The organism is Neptunomonas marina (assembly GCF_004005935.1).
Lineage (GTDB): Bacteria > Pseudomonadota > Gammaproteobacteria > Pseudomonadales > Balneatricaceae > Neptunomonas > Neptunomonas marina.
This window is the reverse complement of the sequence record NZ_SACQ01000001.1, coordinates 883,484-899,913: the sequence shown is the minus strand read 5'-3', so window position 1 is coordinate 899,913 and position 16,430 is coordinate 883,484. Positions and strand designations below refer to the sequence as shown.

Here is a 16,430-nt window from a genome sequence, read left to right as displayed (position 1 = left end):
CGCGCAGTGATAACGACATTTCCAAAGGCAACCATGGTCGATAGTATCAATCGCAAAATTATTTCCGAATTACAGAAAAATGCACGTATCAGCTACGCAGAGCTTGGCAAGAAAGTGCACCTTTCCGCGCCCGCTGTTGCCGAGCGTATCCGCAAACTGGAACAGGCAGGTGTGATTACCGGCTACGCGCTCAAAGTTGATCTCGATAAGCTTGGTTATCCTATTGTTGCGCTCGTTCAGTGCAAGGTTTACCAAACTAAAGAGCGCGCCTTCAAAGCACTGCTGCTTAACTGCGATGAAGTGATCGAATGCTTAAACGTCACCGGCGAGCAAGCGTTTCTTGTGAAGCTCGCGGTTGAATCCATGGCGCAACTGGATGCGATTCTCGAGTCTTTTATCGACATGAGCGATACCAACACCATGATGATCTTATCAACACCGGTAGAGCGCGTCGTGCCAGCGACCTTCTCCTCTTAGCGCCATATACACCGGATAATCTGCCGCGTAATTTACGTACCGTTACATACAACGCGCCTTGAATTATTGCGTAACCTCAAGTTTCACCGCGGTGGTATCAGCTGCGCTAAAATAAAGATTGTTTCTTTTTAAAAACAAGGTTCAAATTGCACTATTCAAAAACTATCAGTGAGGATTAAGCGCGTGACGATAGAAAAAAACCTGTGTGGCGCCGAAGAGTGGTGCAAGTTCCCACAACTTGCCATTCCAGCAATTAAAGCCAGAGTCGACTCAGGTGCTAAGACATCGGCCATTCATGCGTTGAATATTCAGCCGTTCCAGCGCGATGGTGTTAGCTGGGTACGCTTTGACGTCTGCCCTTTGCAAGACAACAGAAAAACGTTGGTCAACTGCGAAGCCCCTATTTTTGATCGTCGCAGCGTGAAAAGCTCCAGCGGTAGTTCTGAAAAGCGCTACGTGATTAAAACCAGTATCGCCATTGGTGACCAGAGCTGGGATGTAGAACTCACCCTAGCTAATCGAGACGCTATGGGCTATCGAATGCTGCTTGGGCGCGAAGCGATGTCAGGCAAACTGATCGTAGATCCCGATCAGTCCTTCGCATTAGGTAATTACTCGCAAGAGCAGTTAAGCGAGCTTTACGTGCCTAGAAAATCGCCCAAGAAAGGCATGAAAATTGGTGTACTTGCTAGCAACCCAAACCTTTATAGCAACCGCCGTATTATTGAGGCGGGTGAGGAGCGCGGCCACGAGATGGTCTTCCTCAATATCAAACACTGCTATATGAAAATGGATGCGGGCAACCCGGAAGTTCACTATCGCGGCGGTAAAGTACTCAACGATCTAAACGCGGTTATTCCGCGCATTCGCCCCAGTATGACGTTTTACGGTTGTGCGCTGACGCGCCAGTTTGAGTCGATGGGCGTATTTTGCTTAAACACCGCTGAGGCGATTACCCAGTCGCGCGACAAGCTGCACTCTTTACAGCTGTTGTTTGAGAGCAAGATCGACATCCCGATCACAGGCTTTGCAAACTCGCCCCTAGAAACCGATGACCTTATCGATATGGTGGGTGGTGCTCCATTGATCATTAAACTGCTTGAGGGAACTCAAGGGCGCGGCGTTGTGCTAGCCGAGACGAAAAAAGCCGCCGAGAGTGTGATCAACGCGTTCAAGAGCCTGAAAGCTGACATTCTTGTGCAGGAGTTCATCAAGGAAGCCAACGGCAAAGATATCCGCTGCTTCGTTGTGGATGGCAAGGTTGTCGCATCGATCCAACGTGAAGCAGAGCCCGGTGAGTTTAGAGCGAACATCCACCAAGGCGGCACCGCAAGTTTGATCTCTCCCACTGCGGATGAGAAAAAGATCGCTATTAAAGCCGCTAAATCGATGGGATTACAGGTGGCGGGGGTTGATATTATCCGCTCGGCAAAAGGCCCACTATTGTTAGAGGTCAACTCCTCCCCTGGCCTTGAAGGAATCGAAGGTGCGACAGGGAAAGATGTTGCGGGCTTGATGATTCAAGCGATTGAGAAGAAATTAAAGTGGAAAACTGACGCATCAGAGTAGGCGAATGTAAACCTGCGCATATCAGGGTAGGCCCAATAAGGCCTACCCTTTTTATTTAGCTAAGGGGCTCAGCGACAACGTCGTTACGGCGTTTAACCGGCCACTGGGTGACCACCATACCGATCATCATTAAGCCACAGCCTAGCGCCTCTTTCGCACCAAAAGGCTCATTGAGTAACAAGCAGCCCCCAAGCACTGCAAATACAGCCTCCGTAGAGAGAATCAAGGCAGTCACGCTCGGCTCTACTTTACGTTGCGCAATCGCTTGCAGGGTAAACGCGATACCACTTGAAGCCACACCGGCATAAACCAGCGGCAACCATGCGGAGGTGAAACCACCCATGTCAGGGGTTTCGAGCGCTACCGCGAAGCCGGTAGCCAGCACAGTTGCAACGACAAATTGAACGATGGAGAGGCTGATGGCATCCACTTTGCGAGAGATCCAGCCAATAATCAGGACGTGCCCGGTCCAGAAAAAGGCACCAATTAAGACCAGTAGATCACCCTGCCCCATCGAAAAGTTAGGCCCAATCGTCAGGCTGTACAGCCCAAGCACTGCCAAGATCAAACCTGCCCACGTTTGCATGTTCGTGGAGTGGCCAAGCAGCACACCCGCAATGGGCACCAACACGATATACATACCGGTAATAAAACCGGCGTTACCGGCGGTTGTATCAAGTAAACCTACCTGCTGCATGGTAAAGCCACCAAACATGACAATACCCGCGGCGATACCGCCCCAAATAAGCGCTTTGCCCTGCTTTTCACGCTTGTGGCGCATCATAAACCACAACGGCAACAGCGAGAGTGTGGCTAGCAAGAACCGCGCAGCGTTGAAGCTATGCGGACCTAGGTGGTCCATCCCTGCGCTTTGCGCAACAAATGCAAATCCCCAAATGGCCGCAACAGCGATCAGGAGTAGATGTGAGACTGAAAAAAACACGCGTCATCCCTCGGTAAAAAATATGGCGTTATTTTATGAGGCTCACATCAATTAACACAGCATTTTTCTAACGATTAGTAAGTCATATACCTAAATTTCAAAGGTGATTTAGACATAAAACTTACGAATCGAAAGCATAAACTATGGAACGTATGAACAAGTCCCCGATGAGCCATCAAAACGGCTTTTTCTCTGTATCTGGGGCATAAAATGCGCACATTTACCCCTTTTTAACCGACTGCAACCGCCTTTTCAGACAGTACAGACGGATTATCCCTGCGCTCTTAACATCTGGTCTACCCTCACAACGTTGGCCAGCGCGAACAGCATGGCCAGCTTGCAGTCATTTTTCTTCAGGCCACGGTAGCGTGCTTTTACAAAACCAAACTGGCATTTGATGATCCGGAACGGATGCTCGACCTTGGCGCGGAGGCTGGCCTTCAAATACTCGGTGCGGATTCTGACCTTATTGATCCGAGGGTGTTTTTTGAGTGTCTTCAGCTTCCCTGGCTGTTCGGCGATGTACCAGTCCGCGCTGACATCTTTCAGCTCGTCTCGCTTTTCGGCACCCCGGTAACCCGCATCAGCAAAGATGAATGCTTCTTCACCGTGTAGCAGTTGATCAACCTGATTAAGATCGTGCTCATTGGCCGCAGTTGTCGTGAAACTGTGCGTGATGCCGGTGCGGGCATCAACCCCGATGTGAGCCTTCATCCCGAAGTGCCACTGATTGCCTTTTTTGGTCTGGTGCATCTCGGGATCACGCTCGCCCGTTTTGTTCTTGGTGGAGCTAGGGGCTTCGATGATGGTGGCATCGGCCAGTGAGCCCTCTTTCAGAAGGACACCGGCCTCAGACAGCCTTTGGTTCACCTCTTCAAAAACCTGTCGGGCCAGATCGTGGCGTTCGAGCAAGTGCCGAAACTTCAGAATGGTGGTGTGATCGGGAATGGCTTTATCCAGTGACAAGCCTGCAAACAGCCGCATTGAGGCAATCTCGTACAGCGCATCTTCCATGGCTGGATCACTGAGGTTATACCACTGCTGCATGCAGTGAATGCGCAACATGGTGGACAACGGGTAAGGCCGACGGCCATTTCCAGCCTTGGGATAGTGGGGCTCGATAACAGCTTCGAGACGCGCCCATGGAATCAGCTTGTCCATTCGGCCCAGGAACTTCTCCTTACGGGTCTGACGGCGCTTGTTGCTGAACTCGCTGTCCGCGAATGTAAGTTGCTTATCCATCTTATGCGTCCTCGATCATGTGCAGTCAGATTATCCCATGTGGCGGACTTGATCACAGCTTCCCTAATGAAAGGGGAACGCCTTTCGCCGCACATTCGATAAAATTAATGGTTCTCGCGATGGTTATCGGCGAACCCTATCCAGTTGCAAGTTTGCCAGCTCGTCGGTTAGTCGAGACAACTTGTCTTCGATCGATGAGAGGCGGTCAATAAGCGTATCTCCTCTATCATTTGACTCCTCTAAGTAGCGACCACTACTCAGATCAAACCATGAAGATCTCGCGATTTCTACAGAGGAAACCAGCCTATCTCCCTGCTTCGCTTGATCCGCTCTATGCCGTATTGCACCCTGCAAACAAGACTTACTAGTAGCCTCGCCATGGTTTATAAACACGCGTGCTGAACGAGAATCTGCACCAAGCGTCCCTAGTGAAAAAATATAATCTACAATTTTTTCCTGATCTCCATGTGCAGAATAAAACCCAGACATGTTAACAATATTAGCACCTGTTTCGTTACCTGGCGCAGCCTCTGACCTTTCTAATAAGTATCTACCCATTGATCCTTGAGACTGATAACCCGTTAACACAATTGTGTTGTTCGGATTTCTACTAATTTCCTTTAAGTAACTTACTACTGGACCATGATCACACATGCCAGAACTAGCTATAATAACCCCATAGCGTTTAATATTTTTATTAATTCTTTGATTAGATTTTTTCTTTTCACGATCTTCAGGACGAAGACACTTAACTATATGGCCATTACGATAGATCCAGCCATTGCTATCTAGATCTCTAAATATTCTTGCTACTTCTTTTTCATCGCTTTTCAACCGGTCTGCTAATTCAGAGTTGAGATATTGATATTTACCATTCGCCAATATTTTAAGTAGCTGCTCACCATAAACTTTATTAACTTTAGATCCGAGAGGGCTGTCACAAAGCACTCTTAAAGGACTTTCATAAGTGCTACTTTCATCTTCTTTTTTTATAAGCGCTCCCATCAGATCCTTACTTGAACTTTCCCCCCAGTACTTCCATTGCCATGCGAGTATATCGAATATTAGCTCTTGTGTTCGATGGAAGGAAAAAGCTGGTATCAGCACGGTGCCATTATTCTCAAATACAGTCTTGCTTATAATAGACCCAAGTTCGTTTATACGGTTTTCATGGTTTTTAAAATGACTATCTCGTTCAGTAGCACCATACGTCGACTCTACGACGATATAATCGGACTTAGGATATGGATAATGATCATCTTTCATAATCGGAAGATAACAATTACCTTCAATTTGAGATCCGATATCGCCACTAAAGTGGATACTTTTTAATCCTTCATGATCTTTATCAGACCACATAATAGAAACGCTACAGGCTCCTAATACGTGGCTTCCACGCTTATAAACAACTGAAAGCCCATCAGAAAGACGCAGAGTTTTATTCCAATGAAAGCCTCCTACATCTATAACATGCCACTTTATTAAATTTACATCCGACTCGTTAAATAGATCAGATATCTTAGCAGCGTCTCGTAACATCAGTTCTGCGATATCTCGCGTCGCTTGCGTACAGTAAACCCAACCTTTGAAGCCATTCTTTACAAGCTTTGGTAGCAACCCACAGTGATCAATGTGAGCGTGTGTTAGCAATACATACTGGATCTTACGAGCTTCAAACTCAAACGGCTTGTAGTTTTTCCATTCTTCCTCATGTGTTCCTTGATGCATACCACAATCCACTAGGAACTGAGTATCTGAATCTGTGTGCCAGAGCCAAGAACATGAGCCAGTGATACCTTCATACGCACCTAAAAATTTAACCTTCAGCATAATCTATCCTCGTATGTATGCTTAACCTGAATCAGTGACTTCATCTGTCGTTGCGGTGTCACTGCCCTGAGTATGACCGTGCCCTTTAACACCGCTCGATCTTATCCGGATTCTGCCGCCGCGTCTGCGCTACTGCAGCATCATTCACCGTCTTCTCCGACGTTTTTTTGCTCTGAATGCTATCGGGAACCACAAAATATCCTGCCATGCATGGCGCTTTGTGGCTTGGCGGTTGAACGAGGTGAGTTAAGCCGAGTGGATCAGATCGACTCGTAGATGCAACCGAACGCCCTGAACCCGGGGCAATGTTGGCCAAAACGCAGGTAAAGACGGCGACCGCTGCTGACCAGGCGGCAGGCCATATACATCAGCTCCCGCATGACGGTCTTCAGCCGCCGACGTTTAGCCGGATGACGCACCGGCGCATCCGGTCCCAGCAGTACGCGCTGTCCCATCCAGCGCAATAGGTTGTAGCCCAGTACAGCAAACGCCATGACTAGGTCGTTGGTATCGAACTTCCCTGACGGCAAACGTTCGAGATCCAGATCAGTCTTGAACTCACTGTGGAACTGTTCGCTGGTGGCGTGATCCTGGTAGAGCGCCATCACCTTGGCATGATCCACCGCGTCCGGCTTGAGCGAGGTCGTCCAGCCTCCCAGGCTCACCTCGGGCTCCAGAAACAGCTGCCCTGTACTGTCACTGTGGCGCACCGTCACCTTGACGATCAGGCGGTCTTCAGTGCCATCCAGCCGCTCGCTCAGCAGCGTTTCCATTTTGCCCGGCCGAGTATGGCACCAGAGTGCGCCAGCCGCATGAGCCTTGTCAACCCAGGCCAAACCATCTTGCGAGCGAGGGTTCCACTTGATCAGGTAGTCCACCCCGTGCGTACGGAAGTACGCGCGGTTCTCGGCGGCATCATGGGCGCTGTCAAGCCGTACCAGTAGCGGTGCATCGGTCAGCTGACGCACCCGAGGCAGCAACTCCTTGTTGGCGTGTTGGTTACCCGGTCGCAGCTCACAGCCCAGACACCAGCCCTCCGTGCCCAGGTAGGCCGCGATGGGGGCGTAGCCGTCGTGCCCCTTGTAGGTGTAGGCCACGCCCTCTTTCTTAGTGTTGCTGTTGTCCATGGGGAATACGTTTATATCCAGCGGCGCGTGACCGGTGGCAAGGGTGCCGACAGGTACAGACGCCTTGCACAGAAACTCGACACTGGCTTCATCCAACAACGGGATCAGTACCCTGGCATCTTCATCGAAACGCTGACGCAGCCGAGCGGATGAAGGTGATTGCTTGATGCCCATGGCCGCTTTAAAGAAGGGGTCATGGCGTGCGTGCTCGACAGCTTCGAAATCGCTCTTGCCCAGGCAAATCAACCCCAGGTAGGTGCGAATGAGATCGATGTTGGCGATGCCATGGCGCTTGACGATGGTGCGTGAGGTCTTAGCCAGGGAGGTCATTCTGTTGACACTGTGGCCAACCAGCGCCAGACCGCCGTGGGGTGTGATAATCTCGGTTTTGGACTGTTCCAGCTTGAAGGTACGCATAGTCAGATATCACTGTCTGGGTGAATCGAGAATGGCGTCCATTTTACCGCCGCAGGCCGCGTGTTTACAGGTGTGTGGAGATGCGAGCTGAGTTTTAAGTCACGGAGTCAGGTGTAAAAGAGAGGAATAAAACGAACTATTGTGAGGAAGAGGAAAAAGAAGGCGGCAACCACACTGGCTGCCGCCGCGATCTTTTAAAACTTAAAGCGTTTTAACTGGCTTTCAAGAGATTTCACCAACGCTAGCAAACGGTGGCTCTCTTCGTCTGTGGAGTTGGCATCTTCTGCAACAGCGTTAACCGCCGCTGAGATACGCTCAACGTTTGCAGTCACGTCTTCGGTTACAGCACGTTGTTGCTCAGATGCACTAGCGATCTGCGTGCTCATCTGATCGATTTGGTTGATCGCCGACACCACAGCATCTAGCTGTTGCGCCGCCTCATCCGCCTGAGAGATACAACTTTGCGTGTACTCTGTACTCTTCTCGATCTCTACCACCGCTTGAGCAGAGCGCTCCTGCAGCTTATCGATCAGTTGCTGAATCTGAGCGGTTGATTGCTGTGTTTTCGTTGCCAGATTACGTACTTCATCAGCAACAACCGAGAAACCACGTCCTTGATCACCCGCACGCGCCGCTTCAATAGCCGCGTTCAGCGCCAGTAAGTTCGTCTGCTCAGAGATATCGCTGATCACCTCAACAATGTGGCTGATACCTTCGCTATCTTTGGCAAGCTGATCCATCACATCACTCACCTGATCCATACGAGCGCCCATAGAGCGAATCGTCGATGCATTCTGCTGCACGTTACTAGCGCCCTGTTGCACGGCTTCCGTGGCTTCATTCGCAGCGGTTGCTGTTGCCGCGGAGCTTTGAGCCACTTCACCCGCCGCAGAAGACATCTCATTGATCGCAACCGCAATCAACTCAATCTCTTGGCGCTGGGATTGTACGCGCGCGTTGGTATCTTGGGAGATAGCCGACGCACGGTTTGCTGAACCCTCAACGCTGTTCATCTCACCGGCGATATCCTTCACGATATGGTGGGTTTTCTCAATAAAGCTGTTGATACCCGTTGCGAGATAACCGATCTCATCCTTACGATCTGCCATATCGATACGCTGGGTGAGATCGCCATCTTGGTTGGCCAGCGTGTTCACCAGCTCCGCCGCAGACAAAATAGGACGAGCAATAGAGCGTGCCACAATCGCCATCAAAATTGCGCCAACCAGTGCCACAGCAAGCCCAGAGATCAACATCGATGTTAGGTTGCTTGCAAAACCGGCATCCAGTACAGAGCGCGTCTCTTCAACACCTGCCAACGCAAGTTGTTTCGGCACATTGATGATGACGCCCCATTGGGAATCCAATGCAGGCACAAAGATTGGAGCAACCACCACCAAATCATCGGGGTGATCAACGACAGCAACCGTATTAGAAGCCAGTAGCTGCTGAATATTGCTGATGTAGTCATCACTCAACGGTTGGCCGTTGTTTTCAGGCGCCAACGAATCTGCGCCAATCAGACCTTTTGCACTGACAACTCGAACGCGGCTTTTACCATCGTACAGGTTATCTGACGTCTTCTGGGCAAGGGCGGTGAGGTAGTCCAGCACGATATCTACACCTGCCATACCAACCACTTCCCCTTTAACAGTCACCGGTGCAGTGATCGATGTCCCCACAACCGTTTTACCTTGCAGTTTCCAAGTGTAAGGCTCGGTTAAACAGGTTTTATTCGTTTGTAGTGGGCAGGTATACCAAGCGTCACTGCTTGCTGTGCCAGATTGACCGCTGGCAGGAATACCAAGTGGACGTAGCGCCATACTGCCATCGGCGGCACGTGACCAATAAGGAGCAAACTGGCCAGATTCATGAGTATGATCTGCTTGGCCGGCGTACAAACTGTCAGAGCCGTCCACTTTATTTGGCAGCCACGCGATATAGGTGCCGGCCACACTCTGGTTTTTTGCCAGAATATCGCCTGTTAAGTCGGAGATATCAGCACGGCTGACGCTTTGCGTTAATCCACGCTCAATAAAGCTCTCCATCACTTGCTTTAGGCTTAGCGCAACATCCGTGCTGTTCGCCATCTCCTGAGCGATGCTATTTGCCTCTGCCCGTGCGATAGCGGATAACTCAGCGGTTGCGTTAGCGGTCAGCCGTTCCGTGGCCTGTTCAATCACATCATCATGAAGCCGGTCATTTCCCCACTTAACCATCATTAGCATCACTGCGACAGCTACAATAAGGAAAAATGCCGAGAGTATTGCGATTCTGTTTTGGATCTTATGAAAAAACGTCATAAAACGATCTCGTCGTTAGCGAAGTTATGGAACGGCCGAATGCCTTTGATTTAAGGTTACGTGTTTCCCAGCCAAACCGTTTAGGAAAGCTGTACTAAATTGAGCCTAGTCAAGTATAAGGTGTTGTCAAAGTAGAACAGAAAAATCAATAAGCTAATGCATTTTCAAGCGTTTAATGACGGTCTAAAATAGGTCTTTTTTTCGTGTATAAAATACGGGGTAGTGGATGAAATCTCCTGACGTAGATAAGCCAATAACGCAAGAGAGTGAAACGAATCAAACGAAAAACGGCTTTTTAGCGCTTGTTTCCAAAATGGTGTTCGATGAAACCGTACCCGTGCGTTTTATGTTCAAAACCGTCCCTGAACACTTAAACGATACAGGCTGGCGCATGTACTGCGGATATGAAACCGAAGAGTATCTTGAGAATGAACTGGCCAATATGGTTCCGGTACCTGTTAAGAAGATGTGTCAGCTAGACCCTAGCCTAACAGAGCTGGTGACATACAACGCAGGCACCGTGTGGGAACGCACCCCAGGTAGTGATAAGTGGGAGCGCGTAAATGACTTCCGTATCCCAACCCCCAGTGTTGATGTTGACATTACTAACGACGTTGATCGTTTTAATATCGATCCAGAAAATACGCACTAACCCTTGAAATGTTGCGGCATACCCCAAGATAGAAGTTAACCGGCGCTCACAGGAGGCCGGTTAACTAGCCCGATCATTACGATGGGCAACCAACATATTGCTATCTATGAGGATATGATTATGCGTAACTTTGACCTTTCTCCCCTGTACCGCTCTGCGATTGGATTTGACCGTTTGGCCAACATGATCGATAGCGCCAGCCGCAACGAACAACAGCCCTCTTACCCACCTTACAACATCGAACTTCTGGGTGAGAACGAATACCGCATCACGATGGCTGTTGCTGGTTTCTCCCGCGAGGAGCTAACCATCCATTCGGAGCAAAACAGCCTCACAATCAAGGGCGCTAAACAGCCCGAGGACGATGAGAAAACGTATCTGTATCAAGGGATCGCAGCACGTGGTTTTGAGCGTCGTTTCCAATTGGCCGACCATGTGAATGTCGTCAAGGCAAACCTTGAGAATGGCCTGCTGCACGTTGATTTAGTGAGAGAAATCCCTGAAGCGATGAAAGCGCGTTTGATCGAAATCGATCATTAAACACACTCACATCCGAGTCAGAAGGCCAGCCTATCCGCTGGCCTTTTTTGTTACCGCACACTCCAGTCGCTGTCACATTTCCTACAAGAAACGCTCCTATACTCCGGCCATCACTTTGAGTAATCGCTAGGCGGAGATATTTTTTGACGGGCAACAGCACCTTCCATACGGCCATTCGTGAGGCGTATGAACAGTTTTTAGAGCACGCGAGCCACCGCTTCCCGCAACAAGACACGCTGCGCGTTGATCTCCATTGTCATGACCATAACAGCGATATCCCAGATGAACTTTGGGGCCGCCTACTGCGTTTGCCAGAAACCTGGTTAAAAACCGACCAACTAGTCGCGACGTTACAGCGCAACCACACTGACCTGATAACAGTGACCAATCACAACAATGCTCGGTCCTGTTGGGAGTTGTTGGACAAGGGGCACGATATTCTCGTGGGGGCTGAGTTCACCTGCCACTTTCCCGACTCTGCGCTCAGTATTCATGTGCTTGTTTACGGCTTCAGCCCCGAGCAGGAGGGACGGCTCAATCAGCTACGCCACAACCTGTATCAGTTTTGTGGCTATCTGCACGAGCATCAACTCCCTGCGGTATTGCCACACCCTCTGTTCTTCTATACCCACAAGAGCCGCCCATCGCTTGAGATACTTGAGAAGTTTGCGGTGCTATTCAAACGCTTTGAAGTACTGAATGGGCAGCGAGGTTATTGGCAGAACCATCTCACCGAACGCTGGGTGGCAAGCCTGACGCCTGAAAAGATCAGCGACTACAGCAAAAAGCACGGATTAAACCCCGAAGACTTCAACGTTAACCCCTATGAAAAGTCGTTAACCGGCGGCTCCGACGACCACAACGGCATCTTCGCTGGCCGCACAGGATCTCTGCTGTATGTGCCAGACTTAGCAGCGCGGCGCCAAGATACCCCATTATCCGCTCTTGCATTGGATGCACTCAGAGCAGGACACACCATGCCCTATGGTGAAGTGGGCGAAGAGGAAAAGCTCACCGTTACCTTCTTGGATTACTTCGCTCAAGTGGCCACCCACATGGATGATCCGGGACTACTGCGGATGCTGCTGCACAAAGGCAGTTTGCAAGATAAGGTGGCTTGTTTTGCCATCAGCAACGCAATGCAAGAACTAAAGCGCCATAAATATACGCTAACCTTTTTACGCACCTTCCACGACGCACTGCACGGCAAAAAGCCCGCGCTGCTCGCCAACCTAGGCGTGACGAAGGAGTTCAAACCGGCGCTTAAGATCATTAAGCATATCGCCAAGACCCAGCGAAAAGAGCCGGACGAATTTTTAAATGTTATCCGCAACGGTATCCCCGAGTTACACAATGTTGTGTCCGGTGTATTGTGGCGCCGCCTGCATCAACAACTCGATCAACTGCCAGCACAGCAAATTGGTGATATGAGCACAAATGAGTTGATCCAGCGGTTTGAGCTACCCACCCATATGCGCACGCTATTTGGTGGTGAGCCCACCAAAACCAACACCCAAATGACCCAGTTAGATCTTGGCAAGCTGTTTGATAGTTTGACTTTTCCAGCACTGGCCTCTGCGGTGATTGCTGGGGCGTCATTCGCGGCAAGCCAAGTGATCTATAGCAACCGCGAGTTTCTGAATGAGCTGGCAGGCGAGCTAGGTGAAGGACAACACTCACAGCGCATTCTGTGGCTGACAGATACCTTTGTTGACAAAAACGGGGTGGCAAGTGCTTTAAATACCACATTAAAAGCAATTCAAAAGCACAACTATCCCATCGATATCCTAACCTGCCACCCGACACTTGAGCCCCAAGCACATCTCAAAGTGATGCGCCCAGTTAGCCATTTTCAGATGCGCAGCTTAGGTGAGCAGACCTTCTATCTGCCCGATCTACTTGAGTTACAACGGGTGTTTGAGCACAACGGATATGACCGTATCATCTGCTCCACCGAGTTTCTAATGGGTGGTTTAGCGCTCTTTCTTAAACATGCATTCTCGGTACCCGCCCACTTCTACATGCACACAGATTGGCTCGAGTTTCTGAGCCAAACAACGCAGCTCGCACCAGCGGAGATCGACCGGATCCGCCGCATGTTGCGCACGTTTTATCAGCAGTTTGATGGCATCTTCGCACTGAACTCCGACCACGGCGCTTGGCTATCAGGCCCAGATATGGGCATTAACTCCGATAAAATTCACCTCACAGCGCACTGGATACCTGAAGCGTTTGGCGAAACAACCCCGTTCGTTCGCGAAGGTCGTCGGCCACGGCTACTCTTTGTTGGGCGCATCAGCGAAGAGAAAGGCGTGATGGATCTGCCTTTGGTATATCATCGCGTGAAAGAGCAGATCCCCAATATCGAGCTATGGATCACAGGGAATGGGCCCGCGCTTGAGAACCTGCAAGCGATCCTCCCCGAAGCGCATTATATCTCTTGGGTCGAATACGAACGCTTACCGGAGCTTTACAAACAGGCTGATCTTCTTTTGCTACCCTCACGCTTTGACACTTTCGGTTGTGTCGTATTAGAAGCTCTGAGCTGCGAGCTGCCGGTCATCGCTTATAACTGCAAAGGTCCGAAAGATATCATCGAGCACGAGCGCTGCGGCTATCTTGTTGAGACACCCGAAGAGATGGCGATGCGCGCTTGCGCCTACCTAAAAGATACACAGCTTCAAGAGGTAATGCGCACAGCGGCCAGAGCGCGCAGCGACACTTACCACGTCGAACGCATCATGCGGGATTTGATTGCAGCCACCGGTATTAGCGATCAGGCAACATCACCAGCGTATGATCTTCCTGATCTAAGGCATGCACAATAAGCCTGCGAATTCGTTGCCAGCCACCGCCAGCGAGACCTGCGCCAATTAGCGGGTAGCCGATACGCGCACCCGCAAAATCTCGCTTGATTGCCGTAAACACCTGCTCAATTGCGATGTAGTCCACTAGCACGCCACGCCCGCGCCAATGGTACTGGGTGTAGGCGTTCACAACTACAACCTGATAAGCGCCACACTGGACCTGCGCACTACTGTAAGTGCCAAGCTTTGCCCGTTGGCCCTCTGCTGTTGCAAGGTCTGCTTGGTACGCCTCAGGAAACGCCTGCTTTATTTCCGCAGCAATCCCCGCTCCCATTGCACAAAAACAGTTACAGCCGTGTACGATAACGTCAAATTCACCCTGCTTAGCGAGTTCGATTAAATCTCCAGTGATCTCTTTCACAAGCACTCCGAGTCGCGATGGGCTGCCACGTTGTGGCCCTCTATATACTGGGAGAATCGCTCCCGGAGCAGGTCCCTGATAATAATCACCGCTGGAGTCACTTGTGCGCGCGTTGGGCAGATCAAATAGAGCTCAACAGGGGCCGAGCGGTAAGCCGGTAACAGCGGTACTAGCCGCCCAGCAACTAGATCATCGTGAATATCGATACGCGACTTGTACGCAACCCCTTCCCCGTTTAGAGCCCACAGCCGCACGGCGTCTGCATCATTGGTTTTGCGATTACCAGAAACGCGCATGGTGGTATGTTCACCCGGGTTATCGCGTCGATAAAACTCCCAAAGGTCATTGAACCGGTTGCTTAGCTGGTAACGCAGGCAGTTGTGCGAGCCAAGCGCTTCAGGTGTATCAGGTTCACCAAAGCGCGCTAAATAGCTTGGCGATGCACATAGCACCCGCTCGGTGGTTGCTAGATGGAACGCTACTTTACTTGAGTCTTCTGGGGTGCCATAACGAATGGCCAGATCAACACGGTCAAGATAGAAGTCCGCCAATGAATCCCCTAGCAGCAATGTGATCGTCAAGTCTGGGTGAGCGGCCATGATCTCATCAATCCACGGCAACAGCAGGTTACGTCCCAAATCGGACGGCGCTGATATGCGCAGCTCTCCAGCCGCTTTGCCCTTGAGTGCACGCATCGCGGCATACCCTGCATCCAACGAGTGCAGCGCCTCACGGCAATGCGCTAAAAACTGCTCTCCCTCTTGGGTCAGCCGTATCTGGCGTGTTGAGCGGATAAACAGTGCTACGTTGAGCTGCTCTTCAAGCCGCTTGATAGCTGCACTGGCGGCAGCAGGCGTTATTCCAAGACGGTCACCGGCTCGTGAGATACTCCCACTGTCCGCCGTTTGGATAAACAGTTGCAGATCTTCTGTTTTCATTATCAAATATTTTTTGAATATGTTTATCTTATTACCCTGTTTATAGCATAGCTAAGACGCTGAATAATATCCCTATCGCAGGCGTATCGCCCTGCTGCATAACTCAACGAGGTTATTATGAAAGCAATTGGTTACACCGCAGCCCTTGAAATATCCGACCCAAACGCCCTGCTTGATATCGAACTAGACACTCCGGTGGCCACCGGAAAAGACCTACTCGTGCGAGTTGCCGCTATTTCAGTCAACCCCGTGGATACTAAGATTCGCGGTAACGTGGCACCGGAAGGCGACGCACCTAAAGTGATTGGTTGGGATGCTGTTGGTGAAGTGGTTGCCGTGGGTGAGCAGGTTGAGAACTTCCAAGCCGGTGATCGTGTTTGGTACGCAGGTGATCTCACTCGCCAAGGCTCCAATGCTGAATACCAATTGGTTGATGAGCGTATCGCTGCCCTTGCACCGGCAACCTTAAGCGATGCAGAAGCCGCGGCGATCCCGCTAACCGCTATTACCGCCTGGGAGCTGCTGTTCGATCGCTTAGGCTTTACCCCAAACCAAGATGCGTCATCACGCAGTGCCAATGTGCTGGTGATTGGAGCCGCCGGTGGCGTTGGATCTATCTTGGTGCAGTTAGCTAAACAGCTCACTCATGCGACAGTTATCGGCACGGCATCACGTGATGAATCGGCTGCATGGGTTACAGCGCGTGGCGCTGATCATGTCATTAACCACCGACAGCCCCTTGCACCGCAACTGGCGGCACTTGGCATTGATGCTGTTAGCCACGTGATCAGTCTGACGCACACATCCGATTACTTCGATCAAATCGTCGAGGTACTAAAACCTCAGGGTCAACTTGCACTTATTGATGAAGTGGGCAGCGAGGTCGATATTATGAAGCTCAAGATGAAGTCGATCTCATTGCATTGGGAGTTTATGTTTACCCGTGCGATGTTCACCACAGACGATATGAACGAGCAACACCATTTGTTGCATCAGGTCACGCAGTTAGTCGATAACGGGGCGTTAAAGACAACACTTGGAACACACTTTGGCAAGATCAACGCTGAGAACCTGAAAAAAGCTCACAGCGCGATTGAGAGCGGCCAAACCGTGGGTAAAATTGTGCTGGAAGGCTTTTAAAACGGCGGCCGGTAAAGCAAAACG

13 protein-coding genes and 1 pseudogene are annotated in these 16,430 nt (G+C 50.5%); 7 read left to right on the top strand and 7 right to left on the bottom strand.

Translation table 11 applies throughout. From position 1 onward, the window contains the following. Nucleotides 1–6: 6 nt before the first annotated feature. From EOE65_RS04270 to rimK, 3 genes and pseudogenes are all read left to right on the top strand, one after another. On the top strand, nt 7–477 hold the full coding sequence (locus EOE65_RS04270; RefSeq protein WP_240656905.1) for an Lrp/AsnC family transcriptional regulator: 471 nt from the start codon (nt 7–9) through the stop codon (nt 475–477). A gap of 168 nt (nt 478–645) precedes the next feature. After that, nucleotides 646–1,065: pseudogene (locus EOE65_RS18105) on the top strand (ATP-dependent zinc protease family protein); the annotation flags it as partial. A gap of 81 nt (nt 1,066–1,146) precedes the next feature. Beyond that, the gene (gene rimK / locus EOE65_RS18100; RefSeq protein WP_206052614.1) at nt 1,147–2,046 is read left to right on the top strand and encodes a 30S ribosomal protein S6--L-glutamate ligase; all 900 of its coding nucleotides are present in this window, start codon (nt 1,147–1,149) and stop codon (nt 2,044–2,046) included. Between the two features lie 55 nt (nt 2,047–2,101). Here rimK and EOE65_RS04260 read toward each other — a convergent pair whose 3' ends face one another. The 5 genes from EOE65_RS04260 to EOE65_RS04240 form a co-directional block, all read right to left on the bottom strand. Next, nucleotides 2,102–2,989 (bottom strand): DMT family transporter, encoded by an 888-nt coding sequence (locus tag EOE65_RS04260; RefSeq protein ID WP_127693045.1) that lies wholly within the window; start codon nt 2,987–2,989, stop codon nt 2,102–2,104. Between the two features lie 270 nt (nt 2,990–3,259). Next, nucleotides 3,260–4,231, bottom strand: a complete 972-nt coding sequence (locus tag EOE65_RS04255) for an IS5 family transposase (protein WP_127693044.1) — start codon at nt 4,229–4,231, stop codon at nt 3,260–3,262. A gap of 123 nt (nt 4,232–4,354) precedes the next feature. Beyond that, nucleotides 4,355–6,061 carry an MBL fold metallo-hydrolase gene (locus tag EOE65_RS04250; RefSeq protein ID WP_127693043.1) on the bottom strand — a complete coding sequence of 569 codons (1,707 nt, stop codon included), beginning with the start codon at nt 6,059–6,061 and terminating at the stop codon, nt 4,355–4,357. Nucleotides 6,062–6,321: 260 nt separating this feature from the next. Further along, nucleotides 6,322–7,605, bottom strand: a complete 1,284-nt coding sequence (locus tag EOE65_RS04245) for an IS1380 family transposase (protein ID WP_127693042.1) — start codon at nt 7,603–7,605, stop codon at nt 6,322–6,324. 194 nt (nt 7,606–7,799) lie between these two features. Next, complete coding sequence (locus EOE65_RS04240) at nt 7,800–9,908, bottom strand: methyl-accepting chemotaxis protein (protein WP_127693041.1); 2,109 nt, start codon at nt 9,906–9,908, stop codon at nt 7,800–7,802. Between the two features lie 226 nt (nt 9,909–10,134). Here EOE65_RS04240 and EOE65_RS04235 point away from each other — a divergent pair, with 226 nt between their 5' ends. The 3 genes from EOE65_RS04235 to EOE65_RS04225 all read left to right on the top strand — a co-directional run bounded on the left by EOE65_RS04235 (nt 10,135) and on the right by EOE65_RS04225 (nt 13,928). Then, nucleotides 10,135–10,560, top strand: a complete 426-nt coding sequence (locus tag EOE65_RS04235; protein ID WP_127693040.1) for an immunity protein Imm33 domain-containing protein — start codon at nt 10,135–10,137, stop codon at nt 10,558–10,560. 120 nt (nt 10,561–10,680) lie between these two features. Further along, nucleotides 10,681–11,100, top strand: a complete 420-nt coding sequence (locus EOE65_RS04230; protein WP_127693039.1) for an Hsp20 family protein — start codon at nt 10,681–10,683, stop codon at nt 11,098–11,100. 143 nt (nt 11,101–11,243) lie between these two features. Further along, complete coding sequence (locus tag EOE65_RS04225) at nt 11,244–13,928, top strand: glycosyltransferase (protein WP_127693038.1); 2,685 nt, start codon at nt 11,244–11,246, stop codon at nt 13,926–13,928. Here the strand turns inward: EOE65_RS04225 and EOE65_RS04220 are convergent. Together EOE65_RS04220 and EOE65_RS04215 are read right to left on the bottom strand one after the other, a co-directional pair. Further along, nucleotides 13,870–14,328, bottom strand: a complete 459-nt coding sequence (locus EOE65_RS04220; protein WP_127693037.1) for a macro domain-containing protein — start codon at nt 14,326–14,328, stop codon at nt 13,870–13,872. The two genes, EOE65_RS04225 and EOE65_RS04220, sit on opposite strands and share 59 nt — an antisense overlap. Continuing rightward, the gene (locus tag EOE65_RS04215) at nt 14,325–15,266 is read right to left on the bottom strand and encodes a LysR family transcriptional regulator (RefSeq protein ID WP_127693036.1); all 942 of its coding nucleotides are present in this window, start codon (nt 15,264–15,266) and stop codon (nt 14,325–14,327) included. The genes EOE65_RS04220 and EOE65_RS04215 overlap by 4 nt, the downstream gene beginning before the upstream one ends. Before the next feature lie 117 nt (nt 15,267–15,383). Between EOE65_RS04215 and EOE65_RS04210 the strand changes: the two genes are divergently transcribed. Beyond that, a complete protein-coding gene (locus EOE65_RS04210; RefSeq protein WP_127693035.1) occupies nt 15,384–16,406 on the top strand; it encodes a zinc-binding alcohol dehydrogenase family protein in 1,023 nt (340 codons plus the stop codon). Nucleotides 16,407–16,430: the final 24 nt, after the last annotated feature.

What these genes read in the sequence shown, in the direction of transcription:
- EOE65_RS04250 (WP_127693043.1), bottom strand. Translation starts at nt 6,061, where the DNA reads ATGCTGAAGGTTAAATTTTTAGGTGCGTATGAAGGTATCACTGGCTCA.
- EOE65_RS04215 (WP_127693036.1), bottom strand. Translation starts at nt 15,266, where the DNA reads ATGAAAACAGAAGATCTGCAACTGTTTATCCAAACGGCGGACAGTGGG.
- EOE65_RS04240 (WP_127693041.1), bottom strand. Translation starts at nt 9,908, where the DNA reads ATGACGTTTTTTCATAAGATCCAAAACAGAATCGCAATACTCTCGGCA.
- rimK (WP_206052614.1), top strand. Translation starts at nt 1,147, where the DNA reads ATGAAAATTGGTGTACTTGCTAGCAACCCAAACCTTTATAGCAACCGC.
- EOE65_RS04255 (WP_127693044.1), bottom strand. Translation starts at nt 4,231, where the DNA reads ATGGATAAGCAACTTACATTCGCGGACAGCGAGTTCAGCAACAAGCGC.
- EOE65_RS04230 (WP_127693039.1), top strand. Translation starts at nt 10,681, where the DNA reads ATGCGTAACTTTGACCTTTCTCCCCTGTACCGCTCTGCGATTGGATTT.
- EOE65_RS04235 (WP_127693040.1), top strand. Translation starts at nt 10,135, where the DNA reads ATGAAATCTCCTGACGTAGATAAGCCAATAACGCAAGAGAGTGAAACG.
- EOE65_RS04210 (WP_127693035.1), top strand. Translation starts at nt 15,384, where the DNA reads ATGAAAGCAATTGGTTACACCGCAGCCCTTGAAATATCCGACCCAAAC.
- EOE65_RS04245 (WP_127693042.1), bottom strand. Translation starts at nt 7,605, where the DNA reads ATGCGTACCTTCAAGCTGGAACAGTCCAAAACCGAGATTATCACACCC.